Below are 14,611 nucleotides of genomic sequence, written 5' to 3'. Positions count from 1 at the left end.
GTAGGCTTTTATCAACTGCATAGTTATTTTTGCCACGCTGCACTAGTTTATGTCAAAGCTTTCCCATTATCTAGCATCAATAGTAATTGTAGTAGTTCCGGTTAAAGAAAAAATGGAATTATCTCTTGACTTACGCAAAAACTCTCTCTAACCTATGAATCTTGGCGTACAACCAGCGCCCTTGGCGGTACGTTTTTCCATGACCTTGCGTAAGTCCTATATTTTACATCAGCGTTTCGCGCACTCGAATGCCTACTTTGTTTCAATTTCTGAAACAAGCCTGACAAAAGCTGTAGAGAGAAGTTAGGTTAACTGTTAAACCGCACCCTTTGCAGCTATGGTAAAAGAACTGGCAATTCGCACCTGTGGACTGACTAAGCAATTCGATCGCCACGTTGCGGTTAATGATGTTGATTTGGAGATCCAAGCGGGTGAGGTTTACGGACTGATTGGTCCGAATGGTGCCGGTAAAACAACTCTCATCCGGATGTTGGCAACTGCTGAGGAACCGACTACAGGTGAGATTTATATTAATGGCACTCGCTTACTACGTGACAAAACTAATCCGACTCTCAAGCGTCGTCTCGGCTACTTACCCGATGACTACCCGCTTTATGAGGATCTCACAGTTTGGGATTATCTCGATTATTTTGCGCGTTTGTATCGCTTGCGAGAACCGCGTCGCACTCAACGCTTACATGAAGTTTTAGAATTAATACAACTCGGCAATAAACGCCACAGTCAGATTTCTACTTTATCGCGGGGGATGAAACAACGCCTCAGTTTGGCACGAACAATTATCCACGAACCGATTTTACTACTTTTAGATGAGCCAGTTTCCGGACTTGACCCCATTGCCAGAATGCACTTTCGCGAAATCATTAAAGCATTGCAAGAAGCTGGGATGACGATATTAATTTCCTCGCACGTCCTCAGCGACTTAGCAGAACTGTGTACTTCAGTGGGAATTATGGAACTTGGCTTTTTGGTAGAAAGTGCTTCACTAAAACAACTTTATCAGCGTCTTTCTCGCCAGCAAATTTTGTTATCGACTTTGGGAAATTTAGAACCACTTTTAAGCGAGTTGAAAAATCATTGTCTAGTGGAAGAGTGGGAAGTTATGCCAGATAAACAGGGTGTGCGCGTCTACTTTTCAGGGAATCAAGAAGATAGTGCAAATCTCTTGCGATCGCTCATCCAAGCTAACATTCCTCTAAGCGAATTTCATTGCACTCAAGAAGACCTAGAAACAATTTTCCTCAAACTCGGTCATAAACAAGCATCTTGAAGAATTGTTGTTAGTTGTTGGTTGATGGTTGTTAGTTGTTGGTGGGCATTGGGCATTTGTCCCCCTTGTCCACGGACACGTTCCTTAACGGGGACGCCACATGCTTCAACGGAGGGAACCTCCGCAACGCAGTGGCTTGGGAACCCCCGCACTCGCTGTGTCCTCCCCTTGTCCTCCTTGTCCCCCTGTCCCCTTGTCCCCTCTTCACTGGAGATTTGTGAGTATGATGCTCAACTTAATAGATAAAATCGGTGATTGGAATCCGCAATTGTTGCGCGAACTCAAAGGTCGGTTGAAAATTTTGCCTGTAGCGATCGCCTTGATTATATCGCTACTTGGTCAACTGGTATTATTTTTATTTCAATTAAAAGATTTTCCCGGCGAAAATTACTCTATAGTCGGTCAATACTGTCGCCTAAGTAAATCTTATCTTCAGCAACAAGAGACACTTTATCGACAAAGCAGCACACTTAATACAGCAATATCTAGTTTAAAGAGAAATAAAGGATTTGATAAAGCATCGCTTCTAGATTTGCAAACAGAACTCAAATCGACAAATGCAAAACTTCAAGCTTTAAGTAAATACATTTCCGATAATTTTTGCCCAACCGATCAATTAAATATGCAATCGTGGTGGCGAGAACATTGGGAATACATATTTCTCTCATTGAGCGTGATTTTTATCTTCACACTATTAGTAGCAGGAACTTATTTACTAATAAATAATTTAGCTACTGAAGAACGTCGCGGTACGCTAAATTTTATTCGCCTCAGTCCCCAGTCAGAAGTAAATCTTTTGACTGGTAAGCTGTTAGGAGTGCCAATTTTAGTTTATCTTGTAACTTTAGTAGCAGTGCCTTTACATTTGTATGCTGGACGTTCTGCTAATATCGCTTTAAGTTACATTTTTAGTTTTTACGCAGTTCTTGCTGCTAGCTGTATTTTCTTTTATAGTGCAGCGCTACTTTTTGGTTTAGTTTGTCGTTGGTTCAATAGTTTTCAACCTTGGTTAGGTAGTGGCTCGATTCTAGTATTCTTAATTATGACGATGATGATGGCATCGTCTTCTGGAGGAAACTTTAACAATTCAACGACTTGGTTTAGGTTGTTTAGTCCTTTCGATATCACAAATTATCTGTTTCCCAACTTGTACCATATATACAATGGTTCGCCATTGAAACAATTGCAGTTTTTCTATTTACCAATTGGAACAAATATTACTAGTATTGTTGGATTCCATGTATTTAATTATGGCTTGTGTACGTTTGGTATTTGGCAAGCATTAAAACGTTGCTTTCGTAACCCGAATACCGCTGTTATCAGCAAGCTTCAAAGTTATTTGGTGGTAGCTGGTTTGCAAGTGATGATGTGGGGATTCACTTTGCAGTATGTAAAAAATTATTGCCTACCTAATCTGGTTAATCAACCTTCTACTTGCTTGTACGGTGTGAATTCTCAAATTGGCGAGAATTTCATTTTGTTAGCATTTTGTAACTCAGTACTGCTTCTTGGTTTAATTGCAATTCTTTCACCTCACCGTCAAGCTGTACAAGATTGGGCAAGGTATCGACATCAGGGTATTTGGAAGAATTTGCTAAAAGATTTGATTTTTGGTGAAAAGAGTATTGCACTGGTAGCAATGGCAATTAATTTAGCGATCGCTATTATCCCATTAATAGTTTGGATTGCAGTTGCACCGATTTTAAATGTTCACCAGAGCCGTAATTTACTTGGACTTGGAAACAATGTTCACAGAATTCATGTAGTTTTTGCTTTAGCGTTATTCATCACCTTGATGATGATTTACGCTACCATAGCTCAACTGATGTTGATGATGAAAACTTCTAAGCGTTCTTTGTGGGCAATTGGTACTGTAACTGCGGTAATGTTTTTACCACCGATGATTCTCCAATTCCTCACCATTTATCCCTCGAAAAATGCTACCCTCTGGCTGTTTTCCAGCTTTCCTTGGGCAGGTGTAGAATATGCTTCTACAACAACAATTTTTCTGGCACTCTTGACTGAGTTTAGCATTTTAGCATTGTTAAACTTTCAATTGACAAAGCGGGTAAAGTTAGCAGGGGAATCTGCTACTAAAGCATTGTTAGGCTGACGTTAATTGTAGTCAGCGCTTCAGCGCTTCAGCACTGACTACTTTTCTGTCAACGTTTACGACGTGTAAGCCATATCCCTAACTACTAATTATGGAGAGTTTTGCTATGATGCAAAATTTTGTAGACCGTTTAGGAAACTGGAATCCGCAATTGTTGCGAGAAATCAAAGGTCGTATTAAACCACGCAACATTCTACTAACGATTGTTATTTCTCTGTTGGTTCAATTTTTACTACTTCTATATTTCCAAACCCAGGTAATAACTGAAAAGACTCCAAATGCAATTCAAACTATCACCAACAAATATTGTACAGGAGAAAACACTTATATAAATGCTGCTACGCGGGTATGTTTGCAGGATGAATTGGGCAATATTATCATTAATTGGGAATTGTGGTTTAGAAACATATTTACATGGTTGAGCATTATTGGCTGCTTTACCATTTTAGTTGCAGGAACCTATCTAATTATCAGTGACTTAGCTAATGAAGAACGTCGTCAGACACTGAATTTTATTCGCCTTAGTCCTCAGTCACCCCAAAGCATCTTATTAGGTAAAATGTTAGGTGTGCCTATCCTGCTGTATCTTGCAGTATTCCTAGCAATTCCTTTGCATTTGTGGTCGGGTTTAGCCGCAAACATTCCGCTGGTTGAGATTTTCAGCTTTTATGCGATTATTGTTGCTGCTTGCATTTTATACTATAGTGGCGCATTGTTATTTGGCTTAGTTGGTTCTTGGTTAAGCGGTTTTCAAGCTTGGTTGGGTAGCGGTGCAGTTTTGGGTTTTCTCATATTAACTAGGCAAGGAATATTTTCTCAAGTAGGACAATCTGAAGATCCATTTGTTGTCTTGAAGTTAATTAACCCTGTTTATTTAATTCCGCATTATTCGGATAATTCTTCTTTTAAATCTGTTGCTTCAGAATTAGCAAATTTCCATTGGTTTGCCATACCGTTAGGAACTAGTTTTGTAACTATAATTGGTTTTGATTTGCTGATTTATGCGATCGCAACTTGGTTTATTTGGCAATCTTTGCAGCGTTGTTTTCGCGATCCTAATGCCACTATGTTAAGTAAACAGCAAAGTTATTTGCTAACGTCTTGCTTTGCAATTTTAACAATAGGATGCGCTAATTGGCAAAAATTAGTATTTGCTAAGGGCAATTCCTATATGATAAGTGAAAATTTGGCATGTCTATTGTTCTTGAATTTGTGGCTGTTTTTATATCTTATTGCTGCTCTCAACCCTCAACGGCAAAGTCTATATGATTGGGCACGCTATCGACATGTTTATAGTTTTAAGGAATTTGCTAATAGCAAGTTAATTAAGGATTTAATTTGGAGTGAAAAAAGTCCGGGTTTAGTAGCGATCGCTTTAAATGCAATAATTGCCATCACTGCTTTAAGTCTATTTATTTTACTTTCCGGTACTAAACTTGATGGGGCAATACCAGCCTTTTTATCTTTAATTTTCGCTGGTAATTTAACTACAATCTACGCAGGTTTAGCTCAACTAATGTTGTTGATGAAAACTGAGCAGCGCGTGTTATGGGCTACTGGCACGGTGGGTGCGGTAATGATATTACCACTGGTAATTGTAGCTATGCTGTTCTCCAACCCCGGAAACAATACATTTGCGTGGCTGTTTTCAATCGCTGCTCCACTTCTTATCTTATATCCCACAGGATACCCAGAGTCATTCATATCGGTCTTTCTGGCAGTTATTTGTCAGTGGATGATTATCGGATTGTTAGTATTTTTGCTGATGCGACAGTTAAGAAAAGCTGGGGAGTCTACAGTGCGATCGCACTAACCGTTACTTAAAAGTCAGGCGATCGCTGTTTTTGCTCTGTGTGCTTACTAGCATTTAAATACAGTAACTAAACAGGTGTTGAGCAATGACTGTGGCAAAATCTCAAGCCGAATCTAAGCGCAAAGTGCTACTGCGAAATCACCTTGTTAACAATAAATGTATCCATATCGCTCTTGCGCTTAATTCAATCAAGTTATTTTAGTATCGTATAATCTGAAAATTAGGCGATCGCTCTTCACCTCATCTGAAAATAAAGCGATCGCAAATAAGCATAACGATTGTTCACTTTGATTGGTCAATCGACTTTGCCTGACTTGTTAACCAATAACCTGCAATCGCGATCGCAATAGTAATCGCACCAAGCGCGACATTCGGATAAATCGTGATTCCACCTAACTCAGGTTCACGAATATTACCAAAAACTGGATCGTTAAGAAACCCGTAAGAAGTTCCCGGCAAGAATCCGGCAGCAATTAGCCCAATCCAAAAGGCAGAACCGAGAAATGCAGCAAGACCCATCGAAAAGCGATCGCTTACCGGACGAACTAACAAAATCGCTAAAGCAGCAAGTCCCAACGAAGCACCCGCAAAAAACGACATGGCACAATGCAGTTTTGCATGAGGTAGCCATGCAGGGTTATTCATATGAGCGTTTGCTAGTAAAACTGCATCCACAGCGATGGGAATGATAATTGTTGAAAGCGCAGCAGCTCCAAGCAGCCATTTGGCGAGTTGTTCTCGATGCATGTTGATTTCCTCAAACTTCGTTACCCGACACATCAACAACTATCTCACAATTCAACAATAAAACTTTCCCGTCGATGAAAATCCGCTTCCTCACCACAATGAGTTAATGCCCAATAGCTAAGATTACCATCTTTCGATTTAATCACAGTAGTAATTCCAACTTCTAAAGATTGCTCTGCCAGGATAAACTGATCTAAATCAACTTCTAAATCAACCAACAAAGCGTCTGATTTCTGCTCAACGCTAAAAGGTAGCGATGTAACAGCCATTTCCTCTTGTAACCCTTGCCGATAATTATCTAAGTGAAAGACATTCCAATGTCCGGCTGGTGAAAGATTAAACTCCCAATAATCAGGATAATTCTTAATTCCAACGAATAACTCGAAACACGTTTCTTCCCAAAGATCGTATTTGCGCTTTAACAAGTCAGCTGGTGTGGGAATTTCGACTTTTGTCAAATCGCCAAGCAGTGCATAAGAAATAGTTAATTTATTGCCGTTTCGAGCGATACTGCCTGTAATCTTTAAATCAGACAGCGAGCTTGTTAAATTAAATGGCTGCAAAGAAAAATTTTGCTCGTTCATCGCATTTCCTGAATGATAGCGCGGATAGCGGTTTCTTGAGATTCGATACTTTCGGTGAGCTTAAATTGGACGATCGCTCGATTCAGATTATGTTCTGGGTACTTAATCTTAAAGTAGACATTACCCGCTAAATAATCAGTGAAAAATCGCAATCCCAACTCAAAGGCAATCAAGCGGATTGCATCGTACATATATTCATAGTCGCTTATAGTGAGGAATTCTCTCGCTACTGAGAGATAACCTTGCAAAACAGACTGACAAATATCGGTGTCAAAGCGCACCATATCCCACTGGTCTGTTTCTTCTCCCAAAAAATTGCAGCTTGAGCGCAGGCAGTCCCCGATATCATAATGAACCAAGCCTGGTTTAACGGTGTCCAGGTCGATAATACTGATAGCGTGCCCGGTTGTGGTGTCTATCATGACATTATTTATCTTGGGGTCGCCGTGAATTGGGCGCAGATGCAGTTGTCCTTGTGCTTGGGCATTTTCTAAAACGTGTGCCCAAGAAGAGCGATCGCTTACAAATTGCAAGCAATACTTGACTTCCGCAGATTGGCTGACGCTACTTTTAGGTAGAACTTCGTTATATTGCTGGAGGTAGCGCGGTGTAATGTGGAATCCTGGAAGAGTGTCAGCGAGTTTTTCGGTAGGCAAATCGCTGATTAGGTTATGGAACATACCCAGCGCGTAACCGACTTCGCGAGCGTGATTGCTATCTTTGATGATGTCAAAAGACTCCGCAGCCTCAATAAAGCTGATTGCCCGCCAGAATGAGCCTTCAGCATCGATAAAGTGATTTTGGGCGTTTTGTGTCAAAAGTACACGCGGTACTTCCCAGCGGCGATTTGGGGGGGTGTGTTGCAGGCGATAAGCGGAGCTTAAAGCCTTCAGCTTATCGCCTACATGAAGAGTAAAGATACTCATATTCTGCATCACCAGTTTTGGTTGACGAAACACCTGCGTGTTGATGCGTTGCAGAATAAAATGCTTTTCTTCTAGGGAATCCAGAGTTACAAGGAAGGTGCTATTAATATTGCCATGCCCAAATTCCTGGATGTCAATAACCTTACCTTGTGGCTTAAATCGGTCTGCAATGTCAATCAGATTATTCAAAATTTTGCCTTATATTTTGCTTTTATTGCAGCTTACCTGAGAATGCATGTTATTATCGCGTACCTTTGTCGTATACCACAAAAAGTTTAGTGCGATCGCCGATGCTGTTTTTTGATTTCCTTTCCTTGGGTAAAGAGTCATCCTATTTCAGTTTTTCTAGATGCACTAACTACATCAACATGATTGAAAATCATCCGAGTTTTTACGGATTCTTCTTTTGACGAATGTAAATAGCTAGTAGTAAATTAGCCAAGAGAAGATACGCTTGTGATTTCTACTCCGGCATCACTATTCAAACTACTTTCTTCCTTATTCGTCGCGATTCCCCTTGCTGTTACTTGTGTTGACTGTAGCAATAATGAAGTCCAGATCGCGCAAGCTATTCCTAGAATTAATGAGAATATCCGATACCCTCAAAGCGCGGCAGTAATTGATGTCACATCGCCTGAGTATAAAGCCATACCCAACGATGGTAAGGATGATACTGCGGCTATCCAAAAGGCGTTGAGTCAGTTTCCCAATCAGGGACGAGTTATCTACTTACCCAATGGGGTGTATAACATTTCTGATAGCTTGCATTGGGCTAACGGAGTTCCTTTCCGTTCTGACTACAAACGTATTGTGCTGCAAGGGCAAAGTCGAGATGGTGTTGTTATACAACTAAACGATAGTTCTCCGAAGTTCCAAAACCCAGACAAGCCTCGACCTGTTATTTCTACAGGGTTTAACCCAGATTTAGATCCAAACTCTAAAGAGTTTAAAGCAAGTCAGGTAGCTCAACGCTTTAGCAATTCCGTCAGAAATCTCACTATCAATATAGGCAAAAATAATCCAGGAGCGCAAGGACTCAATTTTGTTGCCAACAATCAAGGTGCAGTACGAAGCGTTAAAATTATCTCTTCTGATAATCAAGGTACAACTGGTTTAGCACTGACTCATGGTGAGGTCGGTCCGTTGCTAGTTGAGGATGTTGAAATAATTGGATTTGATGAGGGGATAAGCACTAACAACGGTATAAACGGTTTATCAATGCAGAATATTACTGTCCGCGATCAGAAGCGAGCAGGTTTCTACAATCGCGGACAAGTAGTTAGTCTGGAGAAGTTTAATAGTGTGAATTCTGTACCTGCAATTATCAATGGTAGCAATCCTCATACCGGTAACGATCGCGGAAGTACTTTGACGCTAGTAAATGCCAAGCTTATTGGTCGCGGTGGTGCAAGCAAAACACCGGCAATTTCTTCTGTGGGATTTATCTATGCAAGAAACGTAGTATCTTCTGGTTACAGCAACGTTCTTTCAAATAATACTAATGCAAAAAACGCGGCAAAAAGCGTCAAAGGAAACGCAATTGATGAATTTGCTTCTCACCCTATCCTTTCTAAATTTCCTTCACCATCGCGATCGCTTAAACTGACAATTAAACAATTTCCGAAGCTAGAGTGGGACGATCCAAAAACATGGGTAAGCGTCGAGAAGTTTGGGGCGATCGCAAGTGATAAAAAGGATGATACAGCAGCTTTTCAAGCGGCGATTGATTCTGGTGCCACGACAGTAGTAGTGCCAAAACCAGGAATTTTTACAATCAATGGTTCTCTCAAACTTAGAGGAAATGTGCGAAGATTTCTGGGAACTGAAGGAGTGCTAAACGGTTCTGGAGAGATAGTTGCATCGGACGGCAGTCAACCTACTCTCATCATTGAAAACTTCTTCGTCGCATATAATTCTAAGTTGAAATGGAAGAACGTTGCTAATCGAACTATTGTTTACCGTAGCATATTGGGTCTTGACCTCGAAAGCCAAGGAACCGGAGATTTATTCATTGATGATGCTGCAATGCATACAATTAGATTACTCAACCCTGCCCAACATATTTGGGCACGTCAGCTTAATCCTGAAGGAAGTGTAGAAACTGCTGTAGTCAATCGCGGCGCCAAGCTGTGGATTCTTGGTTTGAAGACAGAAGGAAGTAAAACCAAAATTGAGACTACAGATAATGGTTTTACTGAAGTTCTCGGTGGGCTAATTTATGCAACTAATAAACAAGCACCTTCAGATCCACTATTCCGTATCATCAATGCTTCTTGTTCTTTTGTTGGTGTTACTGAGGCATATTTCGATAAAGACACCTATCAAATTTGGGTTGAGGAAACACGCGGAAACGAGACAAAAAAGCTCATGCGCCGTGAGATTCCTGACAGAAGAACCGCGAATGGACAAGCTTTAGTATTGTATACAGGTTTTAAAAAATGACCAAGGCAACCAAATAAAATTTAGTCATTAAATTTGTCACGGCAAACTTGGCATTTTTACTGGTGCATCGCCTTTCTAAACAGTATTGGGGTGATGATTATTGATTAAATAAGCATATAATTATACTACATCTTCTCTCTTTTGGCACACTAAATTTTCAGATTTTTCATTAATGTCGTCATTGTTAGTTGAAACAATCCGCTGTTGATACTCGTTCTCAGTCATTATATCTAAAGTACTCTCTAGCCGATCTAAAAAAACAATTCCTTCAAAGTGGTCGTACTCATGTTGAAAAATACGCGCTACAAAATCAGTAAATTCTTGTTTTTGTAACTTGGCATTGCGGTCAGTATATTCTACTTCTATCGCTTGATATCTGGGAACTAATCCTCTAATTCCAGGAATACTTAAACAACCTTCCCAACCTTTGACAATTTCATTTGAATGTGCCGTTATTTTCGGATTTATCATCGCTGTTGGTTCCATCTCTGGGGCGTTGGGATACCGGGGATTGGGACGCGACGCAACGATAAATAAACGCTTTTGTTCTGCAACTTGAGGCGCGGCAATTCCCACACCGTTACTATCAGCAACTGTTGTCAATAAATCTTCAATTAGTTTTTGTATCTGCTCGGATTGGATATTTTCAATTTCCGCAGCTTTGGAGCGCAATATCGGATTGCCTAATTGAATAATTTTTCGTAGTTCACCCATAATATAACTCTTTTTCTTAGGTAGTAAGGGCTTCAGCCCTTAAAATTGAATATTTGAGCGGTAAACCGCTCACTACGAATCAAAACAATATTTTAGGTTTACTTAATAGCTAATAGCTCACAACTATTAGCTATCTTAGTAAAATCAGCTTTCTCGTGGAGCAGGTAGAGGTGCAGGGCTAACTGCGACTTGTGCAGTTTGTCCATTCCGCTCCAATTGTATTTGTAACGGGCTACCTATTTGACTATTTTCTAATATTTTTAGTACCTCTTCATTTTTGGCAACAGATTTGTTATTGATACTGAGAATCACATCACCTGCTCGTAATCCGGCTGTCGCGGCTGGCGAACCACGAACAACACCGCGAATCAATACTCCTTTATCTGCTGTTATTTTCAGCTGACCGTCAGAAGCATTACTGATGACTCTCTTAATTTCTGGGGTCAGCGTTGCCATTGCGACACCTAAATAAGGATGATCCACCCTTCCCTTGGCAATTAATTGCTGGGCGATTCGTTGTGCTGTATTAATGGGGATGGCAAATCCCAATCCTTGAGCGCCACGCAAAATCGCTGTATTCATCCCAATCACTTGACCTTCAGCATTTAGCAGCGGTCCGCCAGAGTTACCAGGGTTAATAGCAGCATCTGTTTGAATGTAATCAACGCGCTTGTCACTAGCGCCGATGTCACTACCAGAACGACCTGTAGCACTGAGAATGCCAGAGGTTACGGTATTATTTAAACCTAAAGGATTGCCAATAGCAATTACTGCTTCGCCCGGTTGCAATGTCTCGGAGTTACCAAGAGCAATAGTGGGCAGGTTATTTGCGGCAATTTTAATTACTGCAACATCAGTTACCCGGTCTTCGCCTAGCACTTTGCCGTCAAAAGTCCGACCATCTTTCAATGTTACCGTCACCGTGTCAGCACCATCCACCACATGGGCATTAGTCAAAATTTGACCTCCGGAGTTAATTATAAACCCAGAGCCGCTACCTTCTATTGTTTGTCTGGGTTCTGATTGCCGATCTCCGAAAAAGCGCCGAAAAAATGGATCGTTAAATTCATCTGGTGTACGAGAATTTACGACTCTAGTAGAATCAATTCTCACTACCGCAGGTCCGACTTTTTGTACTACTCCCACTACAAAGTTAGGATCTCCAGACTTGGCGAGAATTGGTGGTGGGGCAATTACTGGATCGCGATCGCTTGTATTTTGGGCTTCTACTTGAGCTTGAGAATCATTTCTTTGACTTTCAATACCAGCACTACCGATAGGTAACGAGCAGCCCCCAAGAAACACCACTGCGCCACTCAGTAGCATTAACATAATACCAGTTGCTGCCCAAGGTTGAGGCAAACTTCTGGTATCAATTTTTTTTTGCCCAAAGTCATGTGTTATCTTCATGTGTTGCGTGTAACTCCTTTATGAGTCAGTGAGTGGTAGGATCTTGCCTACCGGGAACAAGAATAATTACAACTTAAAAGCTTGTTCTAGGTCTAGAGCATCTGAGCAATGCTAAATGGGTGCTTGCTTATATCTTCTATTTTGACGATTAGCAGCAAAGGTGGTATGTAACATGGAAATTCCCATAAAAACTCTGTGGATTCAGGTATTGGAGCGCTTACAGCTAGAATTATCCCGTCCCACCTTTGAAACTTGGATTAAAACTGCTAGTGCAGAGCGATTAGAAAATAATTGCTTGGTGATACTTACTCCTAACCCGTTTGCGCGTAATTGGTTACAAAAGTATTACATAAATACAATTGCTCGTGTAGTACAAGACATTCTTGGTCATCCTGTTGAAATTTATTTTACCGTTGCTCAAGGTGATGAAGTTTCTTTTTTGAATGAAGGAGAGCTGACTCAGGCAGTTCCTATTCCAAATAATATTTTAGAAAATGCTTCTAAAAGCAAAACGATAACTACTGAATTAAATTATAAATATGTATTTTCGCGGTTTGTAGTTGGTGCAAATAACCGGATGGCTCATGCTGCTTCATTAGCTGTTGCTGAATCTCCGGGAAGAGAGTTTAATCCTTTATTTTTATGCGGTGGTGTCGGATTGGGAAAAACCCACTTAATGCAGGCTATTGGACACTATCGCCGAGAAAATTATTCTGATTCTAAAATATTTTATGTTTCTACCGAGCAGTTTACTAATGATTTAATTACTGCCATCCGTAATGATAACAGACAAGGTTTTCGAGAGCATTATCGAGCGGCTGATGTACTGTTAGTAGATGATATTCAATTTCTTGAGGGTAAGGAGTCTACGCAAGAAGAATTTTTTCACACTTTTAATACTTTATATGAAGCTGGCAAGCAAGTTATTATAGCTTCCGACCGTCCCCCAAACCAAATTCCCCGCTTACAAGAACGTTTATGTTCTCGTTTTTCGATGGGGTTAATTGCCGATATCCAAGCGCCAGATTTAGAAACGAGAATGGCAATTTTACAAAAAAAAGCTGAATACGAAAATATTATCTTGCCTCAAGATGTAGTTGAATATATAGCTTTAAATTACACTTCTAATATTCGCGAGTTAGAAGGAGCCTTAATTCGGGCAGTGGCGTATATTTCGATTTGGGGTTTAGCCATGACTGTGGAAAATCTCGTACCAGTTTTACAACCAAAAACTGAAAAATTGCCAGCCACTCCAGAAGCAATTTTATCGGTAGTAGCTGATGCTTTGAATGTCTCAATTGAAGATTTAAAAGGCAACTCGCGACGACGGGAAATAAGCTGGGCACGTCAAATTGGTATGTATCTAATGCGACAGCACACAGATTTGAGTTTGCCGAGAATTGGAGAAGTTTTTGGGGGTAAAGACCACACAACGGTGATTTATAGTTGCGATAAAATAACTCAGCTACAAGAAAGCGATCGCACTTTGGTACAAACCTTACGTCAATTAAGCGATCGCATTAATATGACTAGTTCCCAAAAATAAACTTTAACTATCTGCCAAAATTCATTGAGTATAATTACTCTGTGGAAAAACTATCGGGTTTTTCCACAACTTTTTCCACAGGTAATGGCTTGTGGAATTATCAGTGGAACAGAACTATCGAAGCTTTTCCACATTTTCCACAGCCATCATTAAGAAATGTAATACGAATTCGCTTTCAGGCAACAAGCAATTATGCTAAATTAACTTCTGAAGCTCTCGCTAGTGATTCTCTGGCTACTTCTAGATATAAATTACTGCTACATAAAACCTAGACAAACCTAGACATTATTTGACGTTTCCACGGGAGCATGGGAGCGGTTATCCCTTAACGTCCAGGCACGGTTTAGCCCGCCGTGCATATTTTTCTAAATTCACAGATGCATTTAAATCTCGGTCTTGAATATGCTGACATTTCTGACACACATAAACACGTTCAGAAAGACTTATTTCTTGAACTTCTCCACAATTTGAACAGGTTTTACTAGATGGGTAAAATCTATCAACTTTTACGACAGTTCCACCATATCTAATTACTTTGTATTCAACCTGTCTGCGGAATTCATAGAAATTTGCATCACTGACAGCACCTGCTAACCTATGATTTTTTAACATTCCTGAGGTATTCAAATCTTCCAAAGCAATTACTGCGTGGTTTTTGCAGATATATGTAGTTGCTTTATGGGTCGCATCATAACGTATATTACTGATACGTCGATGAAGTTTAGATATTCTCAGCTTTTGTCTTTTATAACGATTACTACCTGGAATTTTTCTCGATAGTTGACGCTGTAATCTCGTTAATCTTTTTTGCGCTTTTTTTAAAGCTTTTGGATTAACAAAATTGATTCCTGTTGATAATGTTGCCAGGTTATTAAACTCAACGAGGTTGTCACCAACCCCGTTGGTCTTCAAAACCGTGCGTGAAAGTTTCCCTTCACACGGCTCCTCAATGATTTGGTGCTTGTCACGCATACCTCATTACCCATTTGTCATGGACTTTTTCCAGTCTTTTGACGGGCTTAGGCTCG

The 14,611-nt window shown here is 40.3% G+C and carries 13 protein-coding genes; 6 read left to right on the top strand and 7 right to left on the bottom strand.

What is annotated here, in order from left to right:
• The first annotated feature begins 337 nt into the window (after positions 1-337).
• A complete protein-coding gene (locus AABK37_RS10315; protein ID WP_432551478.1) occupies positions 338-1,288 on the top strand; it encodes an ABC transporter ATP-binding protein in 951 nt (316 codons plus the stop codon).
• On the opposite strand, the gene AABK37_RS10310 is transcribed toward AABK37_RS10315, so the two are convergent.
• The gene (locus AABK37_RS10310) at positions 1,270-1,440 is read right to left on the bottom strand and encodes a hypothetical protein (protein ID WP_432551477.1); all 171 of its coding nucleotides are present in this window, start codon (positions 1,438-1,440) and stop codon (positions 1,270-1,272) included. The two genes, AABK37_RS10315 and AABK37_RS10310, sit on opposite strands and share 19 nt — an antisense overlap.
• 71 nt (positions 1,441-1,511) lie before the next feature.
• Here AABK37_RS10310 and AABK37_RS10305 point away from each other — a divergent pair, with 71 nt between their 5' ends.
• Both AABK37_RS10305 and AABK37_RS10300 read left to right on the top strand, forming a co-directional pair.
• Complete coding sequence (locus AABK37_RS10305) at positions 1,512-3,401, top strand: ABC transporter permease (RefSeq protein WP_432551476.1); 1,890 nt, start codon at positions 1,512-1,514, stop codon at positions 3,399-3,401.
• Between the two features lie 106 nt (positions 3,402-3,507).
• Positions 3,508-5,214, top strand: a complete 1,707-nt coding sequence (locus tag AABK37_RS10300; RefSeq protein WP_432551475.1) for a hypothetical protein — start codon at positions 3,508-3,510, stop codon at positions 5,212-5,214.
• A gap of 282 nt (positions 5,215-5,496) precedes the next feature.
• Here the strand turns inward: AABK37_RS10300 and AABK37_RS10295 are convergent, their stop codons facing one another.
• From AABK37_RS10295 to AABK37_RS10285, 3 genes are read right to left on the bottom strand one after another with little or no spacing between them, the layout of a single operon-like run.
• A complete protein-coding gene (locus AABK37_RS10295) occupies positions 5,497-5,961 on the bottom strand; it encodes a hypothetical protein (RefSeq protein ID WP_432551474.1) in 465 nt (154 codons plus the stop codon).
• Between the two features lie 44 nt (positions 5,962-6,005).
• Positions 6,006-6,545 (bottom strand): DOMON-like domain-containing protein, encoded by a 540-nt coding sequence (locus tag AABK37_RS10290; protein ID WP_432551473.1) that lies wholly within the window; start codon positions 6,543-6,545, stop codon positions 6,006-6,008.
• Positions 6,542-7,660: a phosphotransferase enzyme family protein gene (locus tag AABK37_RS10285; RefSeq protein WP_432551472.1), complete on the bottom strand. Its 1,119-nt coding sequence runs from the start codon at positions 7,658-7,660 to the stop codon at positions 6,542-6,544. The genes AABK37_RS10290 and AABK37_RS10285 overlap by 4 nt, the downstream gene beginning before the upstream one ends.
• Before the next feature lie 267 nt (positions 7,661-7,927).
• On the opposite strand from AABK37_RS10285, the gene AABK37_RS10280 reads away from it, so the two are divergent.
• Positions 7,928-9,913, top strand: coding sequence for a glycosyl hydrolase family 28-related protein (locus tag AABK37_RS10280; RefSeq protein ID WP_432551471.1), 1,986 nt, complete (start codon positions 7,928-7,930; stop codon positions 9,911-9,913).
• A 120-nt stretch (positions 9,914-10,033) separates the two neighbouring features.
• Here the strand turns inward: AABK37_RS10280 and def are convergent, their stop codons facing one another.
• Positions 10,034-10,627, bottom strand: coding sequence for a peptide deformylase (gene def, locus AABK37_RS10275; protein WP_432551470.1), 594 nt, complete (start codon positions 10,625-10,627; stop codon positions 10,034-10,036).
• Positions 10,628-10,771: 144 nt separating this feature from the next.
• Positions 10,772-12,037, bottom strand: a complete 1,266-nt coding sequence (locus tag AABK37_RS10270; protein ID WP_432551469.1) for an HhoA/HhoB/HtrA family serine endopeptidase — start codon at positions 12,035-12,037, stop codon at positions 10,772-10,774.
• Positions 12,038-12,209: 172 nt separating this feature from the next.
• Between AABK37_RS10270 and dnaA the strand changes: the two genes are divergently transcribed.
• Both dnaA and AABK37_RS10260 read left to right on the top strand, forming a co-directional pair.
• Complete coding sequence (dnaA, locus tag AABK37_RS10265; protein WP_432551468.1) at positions 12,210-13,583, top strand: chromosomal replication initiator protein DnaA; 1,374 nt, start codon at positions 12,210-12,212, stop codon at positions 13,581-13,583.
• A gap of 41 nt (positions 13,584-13,624) precedes the next feature.
• Positions 13,625-13,855 carry a hypothetical protein gene (locus tag AABK37_RS10260; RefSeq protein ID WP_432551467.1) on the top strand — a complete coding sequence of 77 codons (231 nt, stop codon included), beginning with the start codon at positions 13,625-13,627 and terminating at the stop codon, positions 13,853-13,855.
• Between the two features lie 46 nt (positions 13,856-13,901).
• Here AABK37_RS10260 and AABK37_RS10255 read toward each other — a convergent pair whose 3' ends face one another.
• Positions 13,902-14,555, bottom strand: coding sequence for an RNA-guided endonuclease InsQ/TnpB family protein (locus AABK37_RS10255; RefSeq protein ID WP_432551466.1), 654 nt, complete (start codon positions 14,553-14,555; stop codon positions 13,902-13,904).
• Positions 14,556-14,611 lie beyond the last annotated feature (56 nt).

This window comes from Tolypothrix sp. VBCCA 56010 (assembly GCF_050875635.1).
Lineage (GTDB): Bacteria > Cyanobacteriota > Cyanobacteriia > Cyanobacteriales > Nostocaceae > Hassallia.
Note: the sequence above shows the minus strand (reverse complement) of the source record. Positions and strands in the feature narration are given on the sequence as shown.